The organism is Finegoldia sp. P3-F-LR (assembly GCF_052932165.1).
The window spans coordinates 1-1,695 of the sequence record NZ_JBRFJE010000040.1; the positions used below are offsets into that span (position 1 = coordinate 1).

1 protein-coding gene is annotated in these 1,695 nt (G+C 31.6%); it reads left to right on the top strand.

Annotated features, from left to right (window positions below; translation table 11 throughout):
- Positions 1–276: 276 nt before the first annotated feature.
- The gene (locus tag ACU68U_RS09160) at positions 277–1,446 is read left to right on the top strand and encodes an IS110 family transposase (protein ID WP_002838080.1); all 1,170 of its coding nucleotides are present in this window, start codon (positions 277–279) and stop codon (positions 1,444–1,446) included.
- Positions 1,447–1,695: the final 249 nt, after the last annotated feature.

The window sequence follows — 1,695 nt, forward strand, 5'->3', positions numbered from 1 at the left end:
CCTTATATAATGTATTTAGGTTGTTAAAGGTAACCTATAACCCTTTATCGACTAAGTATTATTCAGTTTTACTGTATAATATTGTTATTAGATAGAGTGTACTCGTCCCCTCCTTGAGATTTAATCTCGTACTTGAAAGAGTGAGTCCTCTAATCTTTTAACTGTTTACGTATAAGTTAGATGTTGACTGATTTTCAGTACTTCGTATCTCCCATAAGGCAGTAACGTTATTAGATTTAGAAGGTTCTATCTAAAATACTTTTTATGAGGTTTCAAATGTTTTATTTAGGTATCGATATTGGTAAAAATACTCATGTTGCTTCATTAGTTGATGACAAGAAAAAAGTTATCTTTAAGGCTTTTTCTTTTTCAAATTCCATTGATGGTGCTGAAAGTTTAATCCTTAAACTAGAAGCTTTCAAAAATGAACTTGAAGTTGGTATGGAAGCTACAGGTCATTATTGGTTATCTCTATACTCATATCTTGTTGAAAAAAACTTTACTGTTCGTGTTATCAACCCTATCCAAACTGACGGTTGGCGACAAGGTATTGAGATTAGAAAGAGAAAAACTGATATTATTGATTCTCTTTTAATAGCTGATCTTCTTAGATATGGAGATTTCGTTGAGACTTCACTTTCTAATGAAGATTATTTGTCTTTGAGGAATCTTTCCAGATTTAGGTCCTACCTTATTTCTTCTATTGGCGATCTTAAAAGAAAAACTATTGCGCTTTTAGATCAAGTTTTCCCTGAATATGCCTCTTCTTTTAGTAATATTTTTGGGAAGACTTCTAAGGAAATTCTTTCAAATTTCTCTACTCCTTCTGATTTTGAGGATATTAATTCTGATGATTTGAATACTTTTCTTGAATCTGTTACTAGGAAAAACTATGCTTCTAAGAAGATTGATGAGCTTTCTAAAAAGGCTTCTTCTTCTTTTGGTATTAATTTCTGTCTGGACTCATTTAGTCTTCAAATCAAAATGCTTATTGAGCAAATTTCTTTTATTCAAAATCAGGTTTCTGATGTTGAGAATGAAATTGAGGTTTTACTTGAAAAACTTAATTCTCCAATTACTACTATTCCAGGTATTGGTTCTGTTAATGCTGCTACTATATTAGGTGAGATTGGTGATATTAAAAGATTTTCTAATCCTTCAAAACTTGTCGCTTATGCTGGTTTGGATGCTAGCGTTTCTCAGTCTGGAGAATATGAATCTACTTACAATCATATGAGTAAAAGAGGTTCTCCTTACTTAAGGCGTGCTCTTTTTCAATCCGCTCTTAGAGCTGAATTTTGTGACCCTGTTTTTTCTGATTATTATCAGAAGAAAATCAGTGAAGGCAAGCATCATTTAGTTGCTACAAACGCTGTTGCTAGAAAGCTTTGTCATACTATTTTTGCTGTCCTTACTAAGAATGAACCTTATCAAGTGCAGAGTTAGTTTTTGCTTAACTGTTTACAAATTTTTGATAAAGGTTCTGTAAATGGCGAGCTTTGCTCGGGCGGAGCCTTTACCATTTACAGGTTCTTTTGAAAAAATTACTATTTAAAAGGCAAAAACTTTACTTACCCTATTTTTAATCTTAAACTTTAGGGTGCTTTTTCATGCTTATTTTTATTCAGTTTTTATCAATATCATTACTTATATTTTCTTTGTTTCACCTCTTGACTTTTAATAGTTAGTCTTTCT